Source organism: Aliirhizobium cellulosilyticum (assembly GCF_014198105.1).
Classification (GTDB): Bacteria; Pseudomonadota; Alphaproteobacteria; order Rhizobiales; family Rhizobiaceae; genus Neorhizobium; species Neorhizobium cellulosilyticum.
In genome coordinates this window covers 860,904-881,687 of the sequence record NZ_JACIGW010000002.1, presented here as the reverse complement: position 1 = coordinate 881,687, position 20,784 = coordinate 860,904, and the positions used below count along the sequence as shown (strand labels likewise).

Below are 20,784 nucleotides of genomic sequence, written 5' to 3'. Positions count from 1 at the left end.
CGGACATGATCTGTGGGAGCGATTGGCATGGTTTCACGCGTCAGTACCATTGCATTCCAGGGCATAGAAGGTGTTCCCGTCGACGTACAGGTCATGGTCGGCCCGGGCAAGATGGGCATGCATATCGTTGGCCTGCCGGATAAGGCGGTTGCAGAAAGCCGCGAGCGGGTGCAGGCCGCACTGCACGCGTCCGGCCTCGCCATGCCGGCGAAAAAGGTAACGGTCAATCTTGCGCCTGCCGACCTGCCCAAGGAAGGGTCGCATTTCGACCTTGCCATCGCGCTTGGCTTGATGACTGCACTTGGCGCCATTCCGGGTGATGCTGTTTCCGATCATGTCGTCATCGGCGAACTGAACCTGGATGGCACGCTGGCAGCGGTTGCCGGTGCGCTACCGGCGGCAATCAGCGCCAATGCCGTCGGCAAGGGCCTGATCTGCCCGGCAGACAGTGGTGCGGAAGCAGCATGGGCAGGGCCGGATGTTGATATTATCGCCCCGCGCAGCCTGATCGCGCTCGCCAATCATTTTCGCGGCACGCAGGTCATCTCGCGTCCGCAACCGGCAATCCGCGCTCTGCCGGCCAATCTGCCGGATCTGGCCGAGATCAAGGGACAGGAAAGCGCCAAGCGTGCCTTGGAAGTCGCGGCGGCTGGCGGACATAATCTACTTTTTGTTGGTCCGCCTGGTTCCGGCAAGTCGATGCTGGCGGCACGACTTCCCTCTATCCTCCCGCCGCTTTCGGCAGCCGAACTGCTGGAAGTCTCGATGATTCACTCGATCGCCGGCCAGCTTTCGGGCGGAAAGCTTTCGGATCGTCGACCCTATCGCACGCCTCATCATTCGGCGACCATGGCGGCGCTGGTCGGGGGCGGCCTGCGGGCAAAACCGGGCGAGGCCTCACTTGCCCATCACGGAGTTCTGTTCCTCGACGAATTCCCCGAATTCTCACCTCAGGTGCTGGATGCTCTGCGCCAGCCACTGGAGACCGGCGAATGCGTCATCGCCCGCGCCAATCACCGTGTTTCTTATCCGGCCAGCATCCAGCTTATTGCGGCGATGAACCCCTGCCGCTGCGGCATGGCGGGTGAGGCCGGCCATTCCTGCGCCAGAGGTCCGCGCTGTGCCGCCGATTATCAGGCGCGTATCTCCGCCCCGCTGATGGATCGTATCGATATCCGCATCGATGTGCCGGCAGTGTCGGCTTCTGACTTGATCAGGCCGGCACCGGCGGAAAGCAGTGCCGATGTCGCCAGACGCGTTCATGCAGCGAGAGAACTGCAGCAGGATCGTTATCTCGCGGCAGGTCTGTCGGGGCCGCTCACCAATGCACGCTGCTCCACGGCACTCATCGAGAAGGTGGCCGAGCCTGATCCATCTGGCCTGCAATTGCTGAGGGATGCGGCGGAGAAACTGAAATTCTCCGCCCGCGGATACCATCGGGTGCTGAAAGTGGCCCGCACGCTCGCCGATCTCGACGGCAAGCCGACCGTCGGCCGGCTGCATCTGGCGGAAGCGATTTCCTACCGTATGGCCAGCGAGCGGCTGGCCATCGCGGCGGCTTGAGTAAGGCGACTTAGCCGCCCAGCCCGTCGAACAGCGCGGTCGAGAGATAACGCTCGGCGAAGGAAGGGATGATGACGACGATTGTCTTGCCGGCGTTTTCCGTACGGCTGCCGACTTCGATGGCAGCCTTCAACGCGGCACCGGAAGAGATGCCGACCGGCACGCCTTCAAGGGCGGCCACGTGGCGGGCGGTCTCCAATGCGTCGTTGCTCGCAACCGTGACGATCTCGTCATAGATTTTCGTATCGAGGATTTTCGGCGCAAAGCCTGCACCGATGCCTTGGATCTTGTGCGGACCTGGCTCGCCGCCGGAAAGGACCGGAGATTCCTTCGGCTCGACGGCAATCACCTTGACGTCAGGCTTGCGGCCCTTCAGCACCTGACCGACGCCGGTAATCGTGCCGCCGGTGCCGATACCGGCGATGAAGATATCTACCTTGCCGTCGGTATCGTTCCAGATTTCCTCGGCCGTTGTCTTGCGGTGGATTTCCGGATTGGCGGGATTTTCGAACTGCTGCGGAATGATTGCATCGGGCAGCGTGGCGGCCAGCTCTTCGGCTTTGGCGATCGCGCCCTTCATGCCCTTCGGACCTTCGGTCAGAACGAGTTCGGCGCCGAGAAGCGCCAGCATCTTGCGTCGCTCGACCGACATGGTTTCCGGCATGGTCAGGATCAGCTTGTAACCCTTGGCGGCTGCCGCAAAGGCAAGCGCAATACCCGTATTACCCGAAGTCGGCTCGACAAGCGTCGTCTTGCCCGGCGCGATCTTGCCCTGTGCTTCCAGGCTCTCGATCATCGCGACGCCGATACGGTCCTTGACGGAGGCAATCGGGTTGAAGAATTCGAGCTTGGCGAGGATCGTGGCCTTCACGCCCTTTTCCTTCGCCAGCTTGTCCAGCTTTACGAGCGGCGTATCGCCGATCGTTTCGGTGATCGAGGAATAGATCCGGCCGCGGCCCGGCTTCTTGTCCGACATTGTCGTTTCTCCACTAGAACAGGTGACCGAAAATAGTGTCCGATGGAGAAAGAGGCGAGGATGAATTTGTCTTGTCGCATCGAAAAAAGGCGAAATATTCTTCTCCCGACAGGCGGCGTGGCGCAATCGCATGCTGCAAAAGAGGCAATCTTGACAGCTATCAATGCTGGCGCGGCCGGAAAGCGGCGTCAGACCCCGGTCGAACCGAAGCCGCCTGCACCGCGCACGGTTTCGGTCACGTCGCTGATCTCGGCCACGCGCACCTGCGTTACCGGCGCGATTACCATCTGGGCAATCCGCATTCCGCGACTAATGATGAAGTCTTGCTCACCGAGATTGATCAGCAGCACCTTCACTTCGCCACGATAATCGCTGTCGATCGTACCGGGCGTATTGAGGCAGGTAATGCCGTTCTTGAACGCTAGACCGGAGCGGGGGCGAATCTGCGCCTCATAACCGGCCGGGATCTCGAAAATGAAGCCGGTCGGCACGAGTGCCCGTTTTCCCGGTGCAAGCGTCATGGGCTCGGCCTCGGCCACCGCCGCACGAAGATCCATGCCTGCCGCACCGGCGGTTTCATAGGAGGGCAGGTCCAGTCCATCGCCATTTTCTAGGCGGATGAGATTGAGCTTGGGCGAAGAAGAAGTGTGAGCGTTCATCTCCTCATTAGCCCGGTGATAGTCGCCGGGGTCAAACACGAATTGAAACTTATCCACTAAGTCGCTAGATACGCGGCAACTCGAAGGATTGTTGCTGACATGGCCGAAACTCTGGCAGAGGCGGTTTCCCGCCGCCGTACATTTGCGATCATCGCCCACCCGGACGCGGGCAAGACGACGCTGACCGAAAAGCTGCTTCTGTTCGGCGGCGCCATCCAGCTCGCCGGTGAGGTCAAGGCGAAGAAGGATCGCATCCAGACGCGGTCCGACTGGATGAAGATCGAGCGCGAGCGCGGCATCTCGGTCGTCACCTCGGTGATGACCTTCGAATATAACGACAAGGTCTTCAATATCCTCGATACGCCGGGTCACGAAGACTTCGCCGACGACACTTATCGCACGCTGACGGCGGTGGATGCCGCCATCATGGTCATCGATGCCGCCAAGGGTATCGAGCCGCGGACGCTGAAACTTTTCGAAGTCTGCCGCATGCGCGATATCCCGATCATCACCTTCGTCAACAAGATGGACCGCGAAAGCCGCGACATTTTCGAGGTCCTCGATGAAGTCGAGGAAAAGCTGGCGCTGGATACCGCCCCGATCACCTGGCCGATCGGCCGCTCCAAAAGCTTCTGCGGCTCCTATCATCTTGCCGAAAACAAGGTTCGCGGTCCCGATAGCGAAGATTCCATCTCCGTCAACGGTCCGCAGGCGGTCGCCGACCGTCTGCCGGAAAACGAGCGCGCGGCCTTCGTCGAAGAAGTGGAACTCGCGCTCGAAGCCTGCCGCCCGTTTGATCGTCAGGCCTTTCTCGAAGGCCACATGACGCCGGTCTTCTTCGGTTCGGCGCTCCGCAATTTTGGTGTTCGCGATCTGATCAACGCATTGGGTGATTTCGCCCCGCCGCCGCGCGACCAGGTTGCTGATATCCGCACCGTTCATGCCGCCGAAGACAAGATGACGGCCTTCGTCTTCAAGATCCAGGCCAACATGGACCCGAACCATCGCGACCGTATCGCGTTTGCCCGCATCTGCTCCGGCAAGCTTGAACGCGGCATGAAGGCCAGGCTTGCCCGCACCGGCAAGCAGTTGGGCCTCACGGCACCGCAGTTCTTCTTCGCTTCCCAGCGCCATATCGCTGATACGGCCTATGCCGGTGACGTGGTCGGCATTCCGAACCACGGCACGCTGCGTATCGGTGACACGCTGACCGAAGGTGAATCGCTGGTCTTCCAGGGTGTTCCTAACTTCTCGCCGGAAATCCTCCGCCGCGTGCGGCTGGGCGATGCGATGAAGGCGAAAAAGCTCAAGGAAGCCCTGCAGCAGATGGCGGAAGAGGGCGTCGTGCAGCTCTTCCAGCCGGAAGACGGCTCGCCCGCTATTGTCGGCGTGGTCGGCGCGCTGCAGCTCGACGTCTTGAAGGAACGGCTTTCGGCGGAATACAGCCTGCCGGTCAGTTTCGAAATGTCGCGCTTCTCGGTCTGCCGCTGGGTTTCGTCGGACAACAAGGTTGACATGGAAAAATTCATCACCGTCAAGCGCGGCGATATCGCCCGCGACCTCGATGGCGACCCGGTTTTCCTGGCGCAGGATGCGTTTTCGCTGCGTTACGAGGCCGAACGTTATCCTTCGATCAAGATGGCCGCCATCAAGGAATATCACGTCGCCAAGGCGGCGTGATCCCGATCAATCGATCTTCAGCTCCGACCTGCCGCTCGTGAGGTCAAAGACAAGCCGTGATACGGTTTCGATTTCTGTCTCTGGAACCCGAAGATGCAGGTCGGCTCCGGTTGCGGTAAACTGCTCCTCGGCAATCGCAAGGTCCGCGATCGCCTGAAGCCGCGCCTTCACGCGCGCCAGATCAGAGAACTCGACACGCACAAGCCCTTCGACGGAAGGTTTCAGCTCGATCATCGGCGCGTTTCTCAGGCAACCCGCCGCCGTGCCGCCATAGGCGCGCACAAGACCTCCGCTACCGAGCAAGATCCCGCCGAACCAGCGGGTGACGATCACCACGACATTGGTCAGCGACTGGCCGTCGATTGCAGCCAGTATAGGTTTGCCCGCCGTACCGCTCGGCTCCCCGTCATCGGAAAACCGATAGGCCGCACCGGTCCGCCATGCCCAGCAATTATGGTTGGCGTCGGCATCGGAATGCGTCGCGAGGGCTGCCTTCGCTTCCTCTTCGTTCGCAACGGGAAGCGCGATCGCGAGGAACCGGCTTTTCTTGATGATCTGCTCGAATGTGGCGGCTTGCTCTAGCTGGAACATGCCAGAGCTTTAGCGTCTCGCCCTTGGCAAGAAAAGTGACAGCCTTTCCTAGCCAGGTCGGGCTCGTTTAATCCGCTGTCAGGTCCTTGAGGAAATCGTCGCACCAGCGGTTGATGTCGTATTCGAGCAGGTGGTTCATCATCTTTTCCCACCGCTGCTTGCGCTCGTCGAGCGACATGCTGAGACCACGTGCGATCGCATGCGCCGTCCCTTCGATATCGTAAGGATTGACCAGCAGCGCGCCTGTCAGTTCGCGGGCGGCGCCGGCGAAACGGGAGAGAACCAGAACGCCCGGATCTTCCGGGTCCTGCGCCGCGACATATTCCTTTGCGACAAGGTTCATGCCGTCGCGCAGCGGCGTGACGAGCCCGATCTTGGCAAGGCGATAGAGGCCGGCCAAAAGAGGTCGTGGTACGGACCGGTTCACATAGCGGATCGGCGTCCAGTCCACCTGGCCGAGAGCGCCGTTGACGCGACCTGCCTGCTCGGCGACCGTGCGCTGCATCTGCTCGTATTCCGGAACCTCGGATCGCGATTTTGGCGTGACCTGCAGATAGGTGACCTTGTTCTGGTAGGCCGGGTTCAGCCGCACGAACTGTTCGAACGCATCGATACGCTGGGTAATGCCCTTGGAATAATCCAGCCGATCCACGCCGATGATGAGATCGCGGCCCTCGATGCTTTCCTTGGCTTTCTTCACCATCGTATTGCGCGATGCCTTCACCGCATATTTGGAAAAGGCTTCGGTCTCGATGGAAATCGGATAGGCGCCGCCCTTAAAGGTCCGGCCATAGGTGGAGAATTTATTGCCTCCCTCCAGACGTTCGCCAATTCCCTCGCGCACCAGTCCGCCGCCGAAATTGTCGAGATCGAAATCCGTGTGGAAACCGACGAGATCATATTGCGACAGTCCGCGCATGATCTGTTCGTGCACCGGCATGGCGAAAAGCACATCTGCCGGCGGCCAGGGGATGTGCAGGAAGAACCCGATCTTGTTCTTGAAGCCCATCTGCCGCAGTTCGGAAGCAAGCGGGATCAGGTGGTAGTCATGCACCCAGATGATGTCGTCTTCCTTCAGAAGCGGCGCCAGCTTGTGGGCGAAGAAACGGTTGACGCGGAAATAACCGGCCATTTCCTTGCGGCCATATTCCGCAAGGTCCAGCCGGTAATGGCAGATTGGCCAGAGCACCCGGTTGGCAAAACCGTGGTAATATTCCTCGACATCCGTATCCGTCAGATCCGTCAGCGCATAGGTGATGTTGCCATGCTCGCGGATATCCAGTTTTTCCGGCTCACGTTCGCCGCTCGAATTGCCGGACCAGCCCATCCAAATGCCGCCGCGCTCTTCGAGCGCCGCCTGCAAGGCAACGGCAAGACCGCCGGCCGGCGCATCGCCAGCCTTTTTTGGAACGGTGACACGGTTCGAAACGACCACAAGGCGGCTCAAATTAAATTCCTTCCAATGATGAAGTACAGCCGGCGCATTATCGAGAAAGACCAGCCAGAATATCGCGCAGCTCGGCTGCGGAAGAGATAAGCATCGCCGCCTGCGTGGTTTTTCCGTCAGGCAGGGTCGCCTCGCCGATTCTGATCGACAGCCCGCCAAGCGCATTGGCGGTCGCAAACATGGCTTCGTCGGTCAGATCGTCACCGATCGCAACCGGTAAGCGGCCTTCAAAACAGGGTTCGCTGAGGAAGTGTCGTACGGCTTCACCCTTGCTGGCTCGCGCCGGGCGAAGTTCGATCACCATCTTGCCGCGCTGCAAAATGAAGTCGCTGCCTGCATCGATGGCGGCGCGTTCCATCAGCGCTTCAAGCTGGGCCTGAAGCTGCGGGGCCTGTCGGTAATGCGCGCCGATTGCGGCCCCCTTGTCCTCGATCAGCACGCCGTCCAGTCCTGCGGCCTCTGTCGCAAGGCGTTCCTTCAGCACTTCGAATTCCGGTGTCGCGGTGACACGCTCTATGAGGCCATCCGACATCCGTCGTTCAGCGCCATGAAGGCCCGCGATCGGAAATCGGTAGGGTTCGAAAAGCCGGTCGGCATAAGGCAGGGCGCGACCTGTCACCAGCGCCAGAGCGCCACCGAGCTTTTTAGAGATCGTGTGAAGAGTGGTGGGGAGATTAGGTGGAACGACGATCCCGTCAGGCGTGGCTGCCAGATCGATAAGCGTCCCGTCGATATCAAGGAACAGTGCCCATCGGTCGAAGTCTCTGAGAAGACCCGAAACCACTGCTCCGGATGGTGTGAAACCGGAAGAATCCCGGGCTTCACGTGGATTTGCTTGTTGCGACATGGGTTCTTATCTAGGCCGAGGTGGAACATCGGCAACCCTTGATGCCACGGAATGGCCGCAAATGGGGCGGTCTGTACGGTACCGTGCGGGCAAGCCGAAAAGCGTTGCCTGCACACAACAGTCTTAATGTGCGTTGCAAAACGTGAAGTTTCGCCCGTCGCATTTCCGTCACGAATACTGTTAGCTTAACTTTTCATTAGGCGAATAACCCGACCCTCCTCTCAATGCGCCACGTTTGGCCGCGATCTCTATCGGAGTTAAAAAATCCATGTGCCGCTGGGCTGCCTATCGAGGCGAACCGCTTTATCTGGAAGAGCTTGTTTCATCACCCGCCCATTCCCTCATAGAGCAATCCCATTGTGCAACCCGCGCCAAGACGGCCACAAACGGAGATGGTTTCGGCATCGCCTGGTATGGCGACAGGCCTGAGCCGGGGCGTTACCGCGATGTTCTGCCCGCCTGGTCCGACTGCAATCTGAGGAGCCTCGCAAGGCAGATCCGTTCATCGCTTTTCCTCGCTCATGTCCGCGCAGCAACAACGGGCGCAACCCGGCGCGACAACTGTCATCCCTTCGTTCACGGCCACTGGTCGTTCATGCATAACGGCCAGATCGCCAATTTCGATCGCATTCGCCGCCGTCTGGAAAGCATGCTCTCCGATGATCTGTTCAGCGCCCGAACCGGCACGACCGATAGCGAAATGATCTTCCTGCTCGCGCTGCAGTTCGGCCTCGATGCCGATCCGCTGGGCGCAATGGAAAAGGCCGTGGCCACGGTCGAGGCGCTGTCGATGGAAAAATCCGGCGAGGCACTGGTGCGCTTTACCGCTTGTTTCTCTGACGGCAAGCAGCTTTATGCCGTGCGTTACGCCACCGATCACAAGCCGCCGACGCTTTATGCAGCACCTATGGCCGGCCCGGCAGGAGCCAAAAGCGGTTATTGCCTCGTCTCCGAACCGTTGAACGACGAGGCCGATACCTGGGTGGAAATCCCGGATGGCAGCGCCGTCAAGGTCTGCACGGATGGTATGCAGGCGCTGCTGTTTCAGCCGAAGCTGCTCGCCGAGGCCGCCTGATCTTCACGCCACGGGTAGCGTGATCCCAAGTTCCAGCCGCAGTTTCTTCGTCAGTCCGGCAGCCACCAGCTCGTAGGAGCGGGTCACGTAGTGCACGAGTTCTTCCTCGGAAAGCGGCGCGCTCGCCTTGATCTCCACCCATTTGCGCTTGGCGAAATAGGGTGCCTGGCCGATCCCGTCGAGCGCCGTCAGGATCTCGAAACTTTCCTCTGAACACTTCACCACGATCCGCGCCTCGTCGCCCTCGCTCAGAAGCGTGAACACCTTGTCGCCCACCTTGGCGACATGGCCGTCCCACTGGTTGACGAATGTGGTTCCCGGCAATGTCTTCACGAAGGCGTCGAAGCCTCTGCGGGTGAACAGGTTCATGGTTTTCGCTCCTCCTTAGCTCTGCAGCTTGGAAGCGATCAGTGCCGCCAGCCGTCCGGCAACCTCATCTTTTGCAAGATCGGGCCATTCATCGATGCCCTGAGCTGAAATGATCTTCACGCGGTTTCTATCGCCGCCCATCACGCCGGTTTCCGGCGAAACGTCGTTGGCGACGATCATGTCGGCGCCCTTGCGCTCCAGCTTGGCGCGGCCGTTTGCCTCGACATTCTGCGTTTCGGCCGCAAAGCCGACAACGAGCTTCGGGCGCTTCGCATGGTGGCCGACGGTTTTCAGAATATCCGGATTTTCCGCCAGCTGCAGCGGGGAAGGGGCCTCGCCCGGCTGTTTCTTGATCTTCTGGTCGGCGGAAGAAACCACGCGCCAGTCCGCAACGGCCGCCACCATGACAGCAATATCCGCGGGCAATTGCGACGTCACGGCTTCCAGCATCTCGCTTGCCGTCTCCACATGAACGGTCGTCACGCCTTCCGGATCGGGGATCGTCACCGGGCCGGAAACCAGCGTAACTTTTGCGCCGAGCTTTGCCAGCGCTGCGGCAATAGCATGCCCCTGGCGGCCGGAAGATCTGTTGGCAATGTAGCGTACCGGGTCGATCGGTTCATGAGTCGGGCCGGACGTAACGATTGCGGTTCGGCCTTCAAGCGGCTTTGCTCCACTATCGAGAAGATCGATAACCGCGGCCGCAATCTGCAGCGGTTCGGCCATTCGCCCGATACCTGCCTCATTGCTTTCCGCCATTTCACCTGCCATCGGGCCGATGAAGGAAATCCCGTCCCGCTGGAGAACCTCGACATTGCGGCGGGTTGGAGCCGCATTCCACATTTTCGGGTTCATGGCGGGTGCTACGAGAACCGGCCGGTCGGTCGCAAGCAGAACGGTGCTCGCCAGATCGTCGGCCAGGCCAAGCGCCATCTTCGCCATCAGGTTCGCCGTGGCGGGTGCCACCAGAACGAGGTCGCAATCGCGCGCCAGCCTGATGTGCCCGACATCCTGCTCGTCTTCGCGCGAAAACAGTTCGGTATAGACATGGCCTGAAGACAGCGCGCCGACGGCAAGCGGCGTGACGAATTCCTGCGCCGATTTCGTCATCAGTGGCAGCACCTCCGCTCCGCGCTCGCGCAGCCGGCGGATCAGGTCGAGGCTCTTATAGGCCGCGATGCCGCCCGAGATGATGAGGAGAATACGCTTGCCGGAGAGTTCCATAGTCTTGCCTGCCATTGAAGTGCCCGGAAGCTAAGACCTTGTCCTCAAAGTTGCAATCGCCTTTCCATCAAGTGGTGAACGGCTGCGGATCCACTTGCCTGCGACAATCCGCTGCGTTACCAATTCGCGTGGCCGGATGCGGCCAGCCGCCCGCGGCTTCCAGCCATGGTGAATGCATCCACCGACCATCATCCTCGACCATCCGGTCAATGATGACGAACGGATCAGCAATGCGGGCACTGATTTGGCCGTTCGTCCGTTGAAAGGATGATGTCATGCGCGATTTCCGCGATGCAAAACTGATGGCAAAAAGCCTGCGCGAGGCGCTTGCCGAACAGAATGTCGAACTCTCCCACAGCAAGGCGCTGGAACTGGTCTCGGCCCAGTTCGGCTATGACGACTGGAATGTTCTTGCCGAAAAGATCGATGCGGCAGTACCGACGGAGCGAAAAGATCCGATCTCCATCCAGCCCGCCATCCCGATCTTCCGCATTTTCGATGTGACGAAGGCGATGGAATTCTATCGGGATTTCCTCGGCTTTGCCGTGGATTGGGAACATCGCTTCGCGCCCACTGCACCGCTTTATTGCCAGATGTCGCGCAGCGGCATGCTGATCCATCTCTCCGAACATGCCGGTGACGCCTCGCCCGGCGCGCGCGTATTCGTGCCCATGTCGGGGGCGGCCGCCTTCCAGAAAGAGCTGATCGGCAAGAACTACCCCTATATGCGGCCGGGGCTGGAGCAGGCGGACTGGGGACTGGAGGTCACTGTCATCGACCCGTTCAGCAACCGCATCACCTTCTGCGAGCGCGAGATCAAGCAAAGCTGATTAGCTCGCCTGAACAAGCCCGAAAAGATTGAGTGCGATTGGGGATCGTTGTTCCTTCATCACGGCGATCCCCAGTCGCGCCACCAGCGGCGGCCCTTCTATCGGTCGAAACACGACGCCGTCGATTTCGATCTTGGCAAGTGATTTGGGCACGATCGACACGCCAAGGCCCGCCGCGACCAGATTGACGACCGAAGGGATTTGAGGGGCTTCCTGTGTCACCGTCAGCTCGAAACCGGCTTCCTTGCAGGCCTGCAGGATGTCGGTATAGAGACTAAGGCCCATATTGCGCGGAAAGATGATGAAAGGCTCGCCGGCAAGACTTGCGAGCTTCACGCGGCTTTGTGCCGCAAGCGGGTGACTGGCAGGAAGCGCCACCAGCATCTGTTCGTCCGCCATGCGTTTCAGTCGCACGTCCTTCGGATCCTCCAGCCCCGGCCGAATGAAGGCGACGTCAAGTTCACCTCTTGAGAGCTTTTCCATCAGCCAGTTGCTGTTCATCTCGATCAGCGACAGGGCGACCTCCGGCCATCGCGCCCGAAACTGCCGGATGATGGTCGTCACGGCCGGGTTGAACGTCGCCGAAGCCGTAAAACCGAGCGTCAGACGCCCCGTTTCGCCACGCGCGGCTCTTTGCGCCGCAAGTTTTGCGTGATCCGCCGCCGCAAGCGAGATCCTGGCCTCTGCAAGAAATGCGATACCAGCCGCCGTAAGTTCTGCGCCATGCGCCACCCGGTGAAACAGCTGCGAGCCGATCTCCGTTTCGAGGTCACGAATCTGCTGGCTGAGCGGCGGTTGGCCGATGCCGAGTTTTGCCGCTGCCCTGGTGAAATTCAGTTCTTCCGCGACGGCGACGAAATAACGAAGATGTCGAAGCTCCATATCTAAAACCTATCACGAACGCGTCCTCCATATATTGGACACATGAACGCATGCTGGCTAGATTCGGGGTATTCCAGAAGGTCTTTTTTATCATGCCGTCCGCCGCCGCCAGCCGTCCTTTAGCTTCCGAAATCGATACTCTAGAACCCACGATTGCCCCGCCTCAGTCTGATCCTCCCAAACAATATCTGACGCGCGGTACGCCAGGCTACCGAAAGGCTAGCCTGGCACTTTTCATGTCCGGTTACTCGACCTTTGCGCTGCTCTATTGCGTACAGCCGCTGATGCCGATCTTTGCCGACGAGTTCAAGGTCAGCCCGGCCATGAGTTCGCTGTCGCTGTCACTGTCGACGGGCCTGCTTGCGCTGGCCATCTTCTGTGCCGCCGCGATCTCCGAACGTTTCGGTCGTCGCAGCCTGATGTTCTGTTCGCTGATGGGGGCCTCGCTCTGCACGCTTGCCTGCGCCATCATGCCGAGCTGGAACCTCATCCTCGTGATCCGCGCGCTGGAGGGCTTGCTGCTCGGTGGCGTCCCGGCCGTTGCCATGGCCTATCTGTCGGAAGAGATCGATCCCAAGGGCATCGGCGCCGCGATGGGCCTCTATATCGCCGGCAACGCGCTGGGCGGCATGTCTGGGCGCGTCTTCACTGGCATTCTCGCCGAGTATCTGTCTTGGCGCGTGGCTCTGGCCGTCATCGGCGCTTTCGGCATCGCGGCTGCCATCGGTTTCTTCACTATGTTGCCGCCGTCGCGCAACTTCAAGCCGCGCCGTTCCAGCGCCAGCCATCACGTCTCGGCCTGGCTCGGCCACGTCAGGAAAGGCCCGCTGGCACTGCTATTTCTCATCGGCTTCCTGCTGATGGGCTCCTTCGTCACCATCTACAACTATTCCGGCTTCCGGCTGGTGGTCGAACCCTATCACCTCAACCAGACCGAACTTGGCCTGATCTTCACCGCCTATTTGTGTGGTGTCGGCTCGTCATGGGTCGGCGGCACGCTGAGCGACCGTTTCGGCCAGTTTCAGGTAATGATGGCGGGTATCATCCTGATGTTTGCCGGGCTGATGACCACGCTGGCATCGCCGCTCATCCTCATCATTCTCGGTATCGCCATGCTGACGGCGGGTTTCTTCATGGCCCATGCGGTCGCAAGCGCTCTCATCGGGCGTCTGGCCGGAGCCAACAAGGGGCATGCCTCCTCGCTTTATCTTCTGGCCTATTATCTGGGCTCCAGCATTGCCGGTTCGATCGGCGGAAAATTCTGGAGCGCCGGCGGCTGGTCGGCGGTCATCACCTTTACCGGCATCATGTTGGCGCTCGCTCTGGTTGCCGGACAGACGGCCTACTTCCTTAGCTGTCGCAAGGCTAGATAAAAGCCATTGCTATCCGTTGGTCCGGACAGCCCGGATCGGCTGGGTGACCAGCTTGAAATCCGCCATTTCCTTTGCGCTCAGGTAATAGAGTCGGTCGGGTGGCGTCTCCAGCGCATGCAGCCACAGACCGGAGCCGATGCCCATGTCTTCCAGATGCCGGGCAACCCGCGCGGTCGTCGACTGCGCGCTCGACATCGCCTGTTCAGCCGTTGGCCGCTCGCGGCTGCCGTTGAACACCTGATGCACACCGACGACGGCATCGTTTTCCGCGATACGCTCGGTGCCGCCGGAAAAGGCGATCGGGCAGGACGAGGCGCAAAGCCCGCGTGAAGCGACCCGGGTCTGCAGCTTCTTCTCGCGGATGAGTTTTGACATCGCAATCGCGTCATCCACCGAACCGCCCGGCGAGTTCAGCTGTACGGTCTTCACATATTCCCCGCGCGCCTCGATTTCCTGCGCAAACCGTCCTGCCGCACCCGGATCGATCGTCCCTTCCGCCATCAGCACGCCGCCGGATTTGAGGTCGAAGGTCATCGCCTTGCGCAGAACTTCGCTCGGGCTGGCGGGCTCGACCGGTGGGGCAGCGGGGCGCCCGTCCGTCAGGGCAGGCGGCAGCACGGGCTGATCGTCATGCATCGGGTCGAAACCCGGCAGTTCCGCGCTCGCAGTTGCGATCTCGCGCACATCGATCACCAGAAAGGTCGCGGAGGCCGCGAGCAGCATATAGAATACGCAGCGCATCAGCACGCCGTCGTCGATCCGGCGGATGGCCTCACCGATCGTCATGCAGCCTGTCCCTGCCGCGCGAGCGCGGGTCGAGATTGGTAATATTGTTCGGCTCTTCGGCTGTGCCTTCGCCTTCCGCCTTGTTCTCCTCCTCAGCTCTCGCGACGGCAGCCTCCAGATCGACGCCATTGGCCGAAAGCGCGCGCTGGATTTCCAGCGCCCGCATCAGTTCTGCCGCGGTAATGCGCTCGGCATAGGGCAGTTTCTCCTCCTGGCGGCGGATCGAAGCGTGGGCGACGGCGAGAATGAAGACCATCACGCCCGGCAGAAGATCAATCGAGATCGCTCCGGCCCAGGCGGGAATGAAGTCTTCGGCATAATGCAACACGGCTTCAGCCGAAGACAAAGGCACGAAGCGACGCTCGGTCACCGGCGCGCGCGAAAGGATTTCGTCTGCGGCCTTGGCAAGTGCCTTCGACTGTGCGGCAACAGAGGCTCTGACCGTCGCCATCACCTGATCCTGCCGGTTGACCAGATTGGCATCGCTGCCATCGGCGACAGGCGCAATGAAGCCGAGCGAGAGATCATCTGCCGCGCGGCGGATCGATGGGGCAATCGATGTCTGGGCGAGCGAACTGATGACGCCGGTCAGCGCCACCGCTTCGGTCGAAAACTGGTCGGCGCGCGGCGCGATCAGGCCGGGTGCCGAGATCAGCGAACGCATCGTTTCCAGCCGCTTCTGCCCCTGCTCGAAAAGCTCCGCCACCTGCTCGCGCGAACCGTTGATATTGGCCTCGAGCGATCTCATCTGCCCCGACATCTGGGTCAGAAGCTGCACGACGCTCCCCGAACCCGTCGTGCCGGTCAGCGAGCCGGATTGCCGCTCGACGGCGGCAAGCTGGGTAAACCGCTCCGAGGCGCGCTGGATGTCCGGCAAAAGGCTCTGAACGGCAAGCGTGTTCTGGTGGGCGCGGTCCAGATCTGCGGCGTAACCTTCGACTGTTTCCGAAAGGTGCTGCTCGACGGCGGCAGAGCCGGCAAGGGCCGCAGCATTCAGCCAGCTCGACATGGCAAGGATCATCGCCGCACCGCATGCCATCACGAACAGCATCGCGGTCTTGCCGGTCCGGCTGGTGATATGCGGGTAGAAGCGCGCCATATAGGACCAGAAGGCATAGATGCCGACCGAGACCGAAACCGAATAGATGATCGCGGCAAAAAACACGCCGGTCGGCGATCCGTCGAGGATCGAGCGGACGCCTAGATAGGTGTAGACGCCAGACGCCAGCGCCAGAACGGCAAGCGCGAAACGGGTCATGGTTTCGACGGCTGCGACACCGTCCTTCAGGCGTTGCGTAGGACCCAAGGCCATCGGCAATCTCCGGGAAGAGGAATGTATTCCTTAAAGAGGTATGAAGAAACCGGCGGAATCAAGACAGGGTAGTGGTGCGGAAATGGCAAAAGGCCGGGAAACCTAGGCTTTACGGTCGAAATCCGTTCACGTCTTGATTGCCTGCATGCCGAAACCGCCGAGTGCGAAGAAATCGTCGATCGCGTGAATGGGCGAGATCGCGATCAGCTTTGCCAGGAAGGCGTCGGAAGCAAGTTCCTCCTCGATCGCTTCCACCTCGGCGGAAAGCGCGCGATCAATGGTATAGAATGCCGCGTGTTTGCGTACCACCTCGTAGATAAGCCCCACTGCGCCGCCCGGCTCGTCGCCATGCAAATCCATCGCCTGTGCAGCCAGCAGCGCCTCCAGTCCCGCGAGACGTCTCACAGCCCGGACCTGTCGCTCGAAGCGTTCTACCACAAGCGGCAGGAAGGCTGCCTCGTCCTCCATGCCGCCGGCAACGACGATTGACTGTGCCGAAACCGGATTGCTCATCGAAAGAACCCGCGAATAGATATCGCCGGCAAGCTTGATGATCGGCCCGAAGCCGGTGGCGATCGCACCGGGCGGCACCAGATTGACCGGCAGGTCACGCCGCTGGCCGTTGCCCAGAAGGACGCAGCGGTTGAAGGAATTACGCGCCGCATGCGCCATGCACAGTACAGCCGATTCCATCAGCACGGTCACATCGAGCGGCAGCGATCCACCGGATGTAAGCACCCGACCGTCGGCGATCACCGGATTGTCGTCGGAGCGTCCGGTCGCCGCGAGGATCTTGTGGCCGGACGTCAGCACGCTTTCGAACACTGCGCCGAAAACCTGCGGGATCATTCGAAGACTGAGCGGGTCCTGCACATGGGTGCCGCTTGGCCACGCCCAGCCCTGCGAGGCATTGAGCAGCCAGGAGCCGATCATCGCCTCGCGCGGCGTGCCCACATGGGTGACGGCGAGCCAGGGATCGCGGGACGCACCCATGGCGCCGGCTGCGGTGAGGCCTGTAGCCAGCAGCACGCGCAAGGCGCCGGCGGCTCCACGCATGATCCGGGCAGCTGCGGCGAAACTGACCGAATTGACGCTCAGCGAGGCGAGACCGTCGCGGGGTGCCATCCGCTGGGAGCTCAGGCCCGCTGCCTTGAAAGCCTCTTCCGCCGGCATCCTTCTGCCCCGATAGACGGCTTCCCCGACACCAGTCAGAACGGCGCCTATCTGCCCCATCAACCCGATATCGGCGCAACCGATCGAACCGGTTCGACGAACGATGGGAATGACGTCTGCTTCCAGGAGTGCCAGATAACTCTCCACCAGCTCCGTCGTGCAGCCGACATAGCCGGTCAGCGCCGTGTTGACCCGCATTGCAATAGCGTTGCGCACCACCTCTGTCGGAAATGGATCGCCGGTTCCGAAATGGTGGGCGCGCACCAGGCCGAGATTGAACTGGTCCAGTTCGTCGCTCGACCATTCGATATCCTTCATCGCGCCGACGCCGGTCGTCGCCCCGTAGACCGGCATGCCGTCGGCGATCGCCTGTTCAAGCACGGCTCTTGCTGCTCGAACACGTGCCATGCCGTCCGGCTCGGCGCTGACGGAGGCGCGGCCATCGCCGATCACCAGAAGTTCCGCAAAACCGAGCGGCTGCCCGGTCAACCGGATGGGGAATTTCGCTTCGGACATCTGCTTTGCCATGCTTCCACCCTAATGGAGATAAGTGGCTGCGGGATATCCCGAAATGCGAACGGATATGTCGCGCGAAGCCCGTTAGAGCGTCACGGCGATATAGACGAGAGCAGCAGCAATCACCCAGAGCGCCAATCTGCCGTAGCGGCTATGCCGTGCTTCCGCCTTTCCGATCGCCTCCGCTGTCTCCGGATCGAAGCGCAGGCCGTTTTCGCTCATATGGACCAGTTCCTGGTGGAACTTGCCCGTTTGTGCCGCGATTTCGGGTGCCGCCTCGGCAAGCTTGACGATCGCCTTCAACCCATCCTTGACGTCGGAGACTACGCGTTTCGGGCCGAGATTGTCGCGGATCCAGTCGCCGACGACCGGCTCCGACGCCTTCCACATGTTGAAGCGCGGGTTGAGCATGCGCGACACGCCCTCGACCACCACCATCGTCTTCTGCAACAGGATCAGCTCCGGCCGGGTCTGCATCTCGAAAAGGTCGGTCACTTCGAACAGCAACGCCAGAAGACGCGCCATCGAGATCGTTTCGGCCGGCTGTCCGTGGATCGGCTCGCCGATCGCCCGGATCGCCTGCGCAAATGCGGCCACGTCGTGGTGGCCGGGCACGTAGCCGGCTTCGAAATGCACTTCGGCAACGCGCATGTAGTCGCGGGTGATGAAGCCGAACAGGATCTCGGCGAGGAAGCGTCGCTCCTTTTTGCCCAGCCGCCCGGTAATGCCCATGTCGACGGCAACGATCGTGCCGTTCTGTTCGACGAACAGGTTGCCCGGATGCATGTCGGCGTGGAAGAAGCCGTCGCGCAGCGTGTGGCGCAGGAAGGACTGGATCAGCACTTCGGCAAGTTTTTCCAGATCATGACCGGCGGCTCGCAGCGCCTCGACATCGTTCATCTTGACGCCGTCGATCCACTCCATGGTGATGACATCGCGGCCGGTCCGCTCCCAGTCGACGGTCGGTACCCGAAAGCCTGGATCATCCTTGATATTTTCGGCAATCTCGGAAAGGGCTGCTGCCTCGAGGCGCAGGTCCATTTCCATCTTGGTCGTCTGTTCCAGTGTCCGCGTCACCTCGATAGGGCGAAGGCGCCGACTGGACGGCATGAGGCGTTCCTGCATGCGGGCGACCACATACATGCCCTCGATGTCATGGGCGAAACGCTGCCGCACGCCGGGGCGCACGACCTTCACGGCAACCTTCTTGCCGTTAACGGTCGCCGGATGAACCTGCGCGATGGACGCGGCGGCAATCGGTTCTTCAAACGCCGTATAGAGATCTTCGATCGGCCGGCCGAGCGAAGTCTGGATCGCGTTCTTGGCGGCATCCGTCGGGAAAAACGCCATCCGGTCCTGCAGCATGGCAAGATCGACGGCCCAGTCGACACCGACAACGTCCGGGCGGGTGGCAAGGAACTGGCCGATCTTCACATAGGACGGTCCGAGCCTGTCGACGGCACGCGTCAGCCTTTCGCTGCGCGCCTGCTTCTTGGCGCGAAAGCGCGCGAGCGGTTCCAGCATCGATTTGGCGAAACCGACAGCCGGCGGCATGTCTTCGGTCGGCAGCGCGGAAACCACGCCTTCGCGGACAAGGACCCAGCCGACACGGGCGAGCCGGAAATAGGCGCCGATCGTGCTCATGCGCTCAAAGCTTCCAGCCGGAATGCAGCGCGGCGATACCGCCGGTATAGTTGGTATAGGTCACGCGCGAAAAACCGGCATTGCGGATCATCGTGGCGAAATTCTCCTGGTTGGGGAATTTGCGGATCGATTCCACCAGATACTGGTAGGGTTCGGCATCGCCGGTAATCATCTTGCCGAATTGCGGGATCGCCCTGAACGACCACTCTTCGTAAAACTTGTCGAGCAACGGCATTTCGACTTCGGAAAATTCCAGAACCAGCAGCCGCCCGCCGCGCTTCAAGACGCGATAGGCCTCGGACAGCGCCACATCGATGCACGGCACGTTGCGGATGCCGAAGGCGACCGTATAGGCATCGAAGGAATTGTTTTCGAAAGGCAGCGATTCCGCATTGGCCTCGACGAAATCCAGATTGTCGGAAAGCTTCTTCTTCGCCGCACGTTCTGCGCCGACGGCAAGCATCGAGCCGTTGATGTCGAGCACGGTCGTATGCGCCCTGCGGCCGGAAGCCTCGACGATGCGGAAGGCGATATCGCCGGTGCCTCCGGCAACGTCGAGTGTCTTGTAGCCTTCTTCCTTGCGCGGCGAGAGCGCTGCGATCATCGCATCCTTCCAGACGCGGTGCATGCCAGCCGACATCACGTCATTCATGATGTCGTAGCGTTTGGCGACCTTGTGGAAGACGTCGTTGACCAGACCCTGCTTTTCTCCGTCGGCCACCTGGCGGAAGCCATAGGAGGTTTCCATTCCGCCATGGGCGCCGGTTCGGGCTTCGGTCATCGGTTACTCCTTAACGTCTTGTCCTTGAGCCTTCGATGGTAGCGAAACCGATTGTGGATCGCTATGTGGTGGATGGCCCGGTCGGTAAATCAATTGTCCGTCCGGTCTATAGATCACCGGCGCGGTTGTTGAAACAGGAAGTTAGGTATCCATGCCCGAATTGCCAGAGGTCGAAACCGTCAGACGCGGGCTTGCCCCGGTCATGGAAGGTGCGCTTGTGACACAGCTTCAGCAGAACCGCCCGGATCTGCGCTTTCCGCTGCCGGAAGCCTTCGCCGAAAGGGTCTCCGGCCGTCGCATCATTTCCCTTGGGCGCCGTGCGAAATATCTGCTGATCGATATGGAAGACGACCTGACCTTGATCAGCCATCTCGGCATGTCGGGTTCGTTCCGCATTGAGGATGCCGTTCAGGGCGACTTTCATTATGCGCGCTCGAAAGACAGCAAACATGATCATGTGATCTTTCACGTCGAGCGTGACCGGAGGCAACAGAAGATCATCTATAACGACCCGCGCCGTTTCGGCTTCATGCATTTGTGGAAGCGCAGCGAGCTCGATCTCTACCCCGCCTTTGCCGAGCTCGGCCCGGAGCCGACCGGCAATGCACTCGATGCCGATTATCTCGCCGGACGACTGAGCGGCAAGAGCCAGCCGCTGAAGGGCGCGTTGCTCGACCAGACGGTCATCGCGGGTCTCGGCAATATCTATGTCTGCGAAGCCCTGTGGCGATCGCACCTGTCGCCGAAACGCCAGTCGGGCACGCTTGTGACGCCGAAGGGAAAGCCGAAGAAAGAGCTGCTGGCTCTGACCGAGGCGATCCGCGCCGTCATCGCCGATGCGATTGCCGCCGGCGGCTCGTCCCTGCGCGACCATATCCAGACGGATGGATCACTCGGTTATTTCCAGCATTCCTTCTCTGTATATGATCGCGAGGGCGGGGCTTGCCGCATGCCTGGATGCAACGGTACCGTTGAGCGCATCGCGCAATCCGGCCGATCAACCTTTTATTGTCAGGCCTGCCAGAAATAAGCCGCTGCAGACACGGGAGGATACCT

The 20,784-nt window shown here is 60.8% G+C and carries 20 protein-coding genes; 6 read left to right on the top strand and 14 right to left on the bottom strand.

Translation table 11 applies throughout. The annotated features are described in order from the left end of the window. Positions 1–27 precede the first annotated feature (27 nt). Entirely contained in the window at positions 28–1,563 is a 1,536-nt protein-coding gene (locus GGE33_RS13020; protein ID WP_183823640.1) for a YifB family Mg chelatase-like AAA ATPase, read from the top strand. Positions 1,564–1,573: 10 nt separating this feature from the next. Here the strand turns inward: GGE33_RS13020 and cysK are convergent, their stop codons facing one another. Together cysK and dut are read right to left on the bottom strand one after the other, a co-directional pair. After that, positions 1,574–2,539: a cysteine synthase A gene (gene cysK / locus GGE33_RS13015; RefSeq protein WP_183823638.1), complete on the bottom strand. Its 966-nt coding sequence runs from the start codon at positions 2,537–2,539 to the stop codon at positions 1,574–1,576. A 188-nt stretch (positions 2,540–2,727) separates the two neighbouring features. Beyond that, positions 2,728–3,198, bottom strand: a complete 471-nt coding sequence (dut, locus tag GGE33_RS13010) for a dUTP diphosphatase (protein ID WP_183823636.1) — start codon at positions 3,196–3,198, stop codon at positions 2,728–2,730. A 99-nt stretch (positions 3,199–3,297) separates the two neighbouring features. Here dut and GGE33_RS13005 point away from each other — a divergent pair, with 99 nt between their 5' ends. After that, positions 3,298–4,878 (top strand): peptide chain release factor 3, encoded by a 1,581-nt coding sequence (locus GGE33_RS13005; RefSeq protein WP_148146028.1) that lies wholly within the window; start codon positions 3,298–3,300, stop codon positions 4,876–4,878. A 6-nt stretch (positions 4,879–4,884) separates the two neighbouring features. Here GGE33_RS13005 and GGE33_RS13000 read toward each other — a convergent pair whose 3' ends face one another. The 3 genes from GGE33_RS13000 to otsB form a co-directional block, all read right to left on the bottom strand. Next, positions 4,885–5,469 (bottom strand): IMPACT family protein, encoded by a 585-nt coding sequence (locus GGE33_RS13000; RefSeq protein ID WP_183823634.1) that lies wholly within the window; start codon positions 5,467–5,469, stop codon positions 4,885–4,887. Between the two features lie 67 nt (positions 5,470–5,536). Further along, positions 5,537–6,916 carry an alpha,alpha-trehalose-phosphate synthase (UDP-forming) gene (gene otsA / locus GGE33_RS12995; protein WP_148146026.1) on the bottom strand — a complete coding sequence of 460 codons (1,380 nt, stop codon included), beginning with the start codon at positions 6,914–6,916 and terminating at the stop codon, positions 5,537–5,539. A gap of 37 nt (positions 6,917–6,953) precedes the next feature. Further along, a complete protein-coding gene (gene otsB / locus GGE33_RS12990; RefSeq protein ID WP_148146025.1) occupies positions 6,954–7,763 on the bottom strand; it encodes a trehalose-phosphatase in 810 nt (269 codons plus the stop codon). Positions 7,764–8,031: 268 nt separating this feature from the next. Here otsB and GGE33_RS12985 point away from each other — a divergent pair, with 268 nt between their 5' ends. Beyond that, complete coding sequence (locus GGE33_RS12985) at positions 8,032–8,838, top strand: class II glutamine amidotransferase (protein ID WP_183823632.1); 807 nt, start codon at positions 8,032–8,034, stop codon at positions 8,836–8,838. A 3-nt stretch (positions 8,839–8,841) separates the two neighbouring features. On the opposite strand, the gene GGE33_RS12980 is transcribed toward GGE33_RS12985, so the two are convergent. The 3 genes from GGE33_RS12980 to GGE33_RS12970 all read right to left on the bottom strand — a co-directional run bounded on the left by GGE33_RS12980 (position 8,842) and on the right by GGE33_RS12970 (position 10,708). Further along, positions 8,842–9,207 carry an MmcQ/YjbR family DNA-binding protein gene (locus GGE33_RS12980; protein WP_183823630.1) on the bottom strand — a complete coding sequence of 122 codons (366 nt, stop codon included), beginning with the start codon at positions 9,205–9,207 and terminating at the stop codon, positions 8,842–8,844. A 15-nt stretch (positions 9,208–9,222) separates the two neighbouring features. Further along, positions 9,223–10,431: a bifunctional phosphopantothenoylcysteine decarboxylase/phosphopantothenate--cysteine ligase CoaBC gene (gene coaBC, locus GGE33_RS12975; protein ID WP_183824122.1), complete on the bottom strand. Its 1,209-nt coding sequence runs from the start codon at positions 10,429–10,431 to the stop codon at positions 9,223–9,225. Between the two features lie 67 nt (positions 10,432–10,498). Beyond that, positions 10,499–10,708: a hypothetical protein gene (locus GGE33_RS12970; RefSeq protein WP_183823628.1), complete on the bottom strand. Its 210-nt coding sequence runs from the start codon at positions 10,706–10,708 to the stop codon at positions 10,499–10,501. Between GGE33_RS12970 and GGE33_RS12965 the strand changes: the two genes are divergently transcribed. Then, the gene (locus GGE33_RS12965; protein ID WP_183823626.1) at positions 10,707–11,261 is read left to right on the top strand and encodes a glyoxalase superfamily protein; all 555 of its coding nucleotides are present in this window, start codon (positions 10,707–10,709) and stop codon (positions 11,259–11,261) included. The two genes, GGE33_RS12970 and GGE33_RS12965, sit on opposite strands and share 2 nt — an antisense overlap. Here GGE33_RS12965 and GGE33_RS12960 read toward each other — a convergent pair whose 3' ends face one another. Continuing rightward, positions 11,262–12,143 (bottom strand): LysR family transcriptional regulator, encoded by an 882-nt coding sequence (locus GGE33_RS12960; protein WP_183823624.1) that lies wholly within the window; start codon positions 12,141–12,143, stop codon positions 11,262–11,264. It lies immediately after the preceding gene. 92 nt (positions 12,144–12,235) lie between these two features. Here GGE33_RS12960 and GGE33_RS12955 point away from each other — a divergent pair, with 92 nt between their 5' ends. Then, complete coding sequence (locus GGE33_RS12955) at positions 12,236–13,516, top strand: MFS transporter (protein WP_183824120.1); 1,281 nt, start codon at positions 12,236–12,238, stop codon at positions 13,514–13,516. A gap of 9 nt (positions 13,517–13,525) precedes the next feature. Here GGE33_RS12955 and GGE33_RS12950 read toward each other — a convergent pair whose 3' ends face one another. The 5 genes from GGE33_RS12950 to ubiE form a co-directional block, all read right to left on the bottom strand. Then, the gene (locus GGE33_RS12950; protein ID WP_183823621.1) at positions 13,526–14,302 is read right to left on the bottom strand and encodes a COG3904 family protein; all 777 of its coding nucleotides are present in this window, start codon (positions 14,300–14,302) and stop codon (positions 13,526–13,528) included. Further along, complete coding sequence (locus tag GGE33_RS12945) at positions 14,289–15,614, bottom strand: hypothetical protein (protein WP_183823619.1); 1,326 nt, start codon at positions 15,612–15,614, stop codon at positions 14,289–14,291. The genes GGE33_RS12950 and GGE33_RS12945 overlap by 14 nt, the downstream gene beginning before the upstream one ends. A 126-nt stretch (positions 15,615–15,740) precedes the next feature. Next, positions 15,741–17,315, bottom strand: coding sequence for an aromatic amino acid ammonia-lyase (locus GGE33_RS12940; RefSeq protein ID WP_246435973.1), 1,575 nt, complete (start codon positions 17,313–17,315; stop codon positions 15,741–15,743). 72 nt (positions 17,316–17,387) lie between these two features. Then, positions 17,388–18,947 carry a 2-polyprenylphenol 6-hydroxylase gene (gene ubiB / locus GGE33_RS12935; protein ID WP_183823617.1) on the bottom strand — a complete coding sequence of 520 codons (1,560 nt, stop codon included), beginning with the start codon at positions 18,945–18,947 and terminating at the stop codon, positions 17,388–17,390. Between the two features lie 4 nt (positions 18,948–18,951). Continuing rightward, a complete protein-coding gene (ubiE, locus tag GGE33_RS12930; RefSeq protein WP_183823615.1) occupies positions 18,952–19,728 on the bottom strand; it encodes a bifunctional demethylmenaquinone methyltransferase/2-methoxy-6-polyprenyl-1,4-benzoquinol methylase UbiE in 777 nt (258 codons plus the stop codon). A gap of 151 nt (positions 19,729–19,879) precedes the next feature. Here ubiE and mutM point away from each other — a divergent pair, with 151 nt between their 5' ends. After that, positions 19,880–20,758 carry a bifunctional DNA-formamidopyrimidine glycosylase/DNA-(apurinic or apyrimidinic site) lyase gene (mutM, locus tag GGE33_RS12925; protein WP_183823613.1) on the top strand — a complete coding sequence of 293 codons (879 nt, stop codon included), beginning with the start codon at positions 19,880–19,882 and terminating at the stop codon, positions 20,756–20,758. Positions 20,759–20,784: the final 26 nt, after the last annotated feature.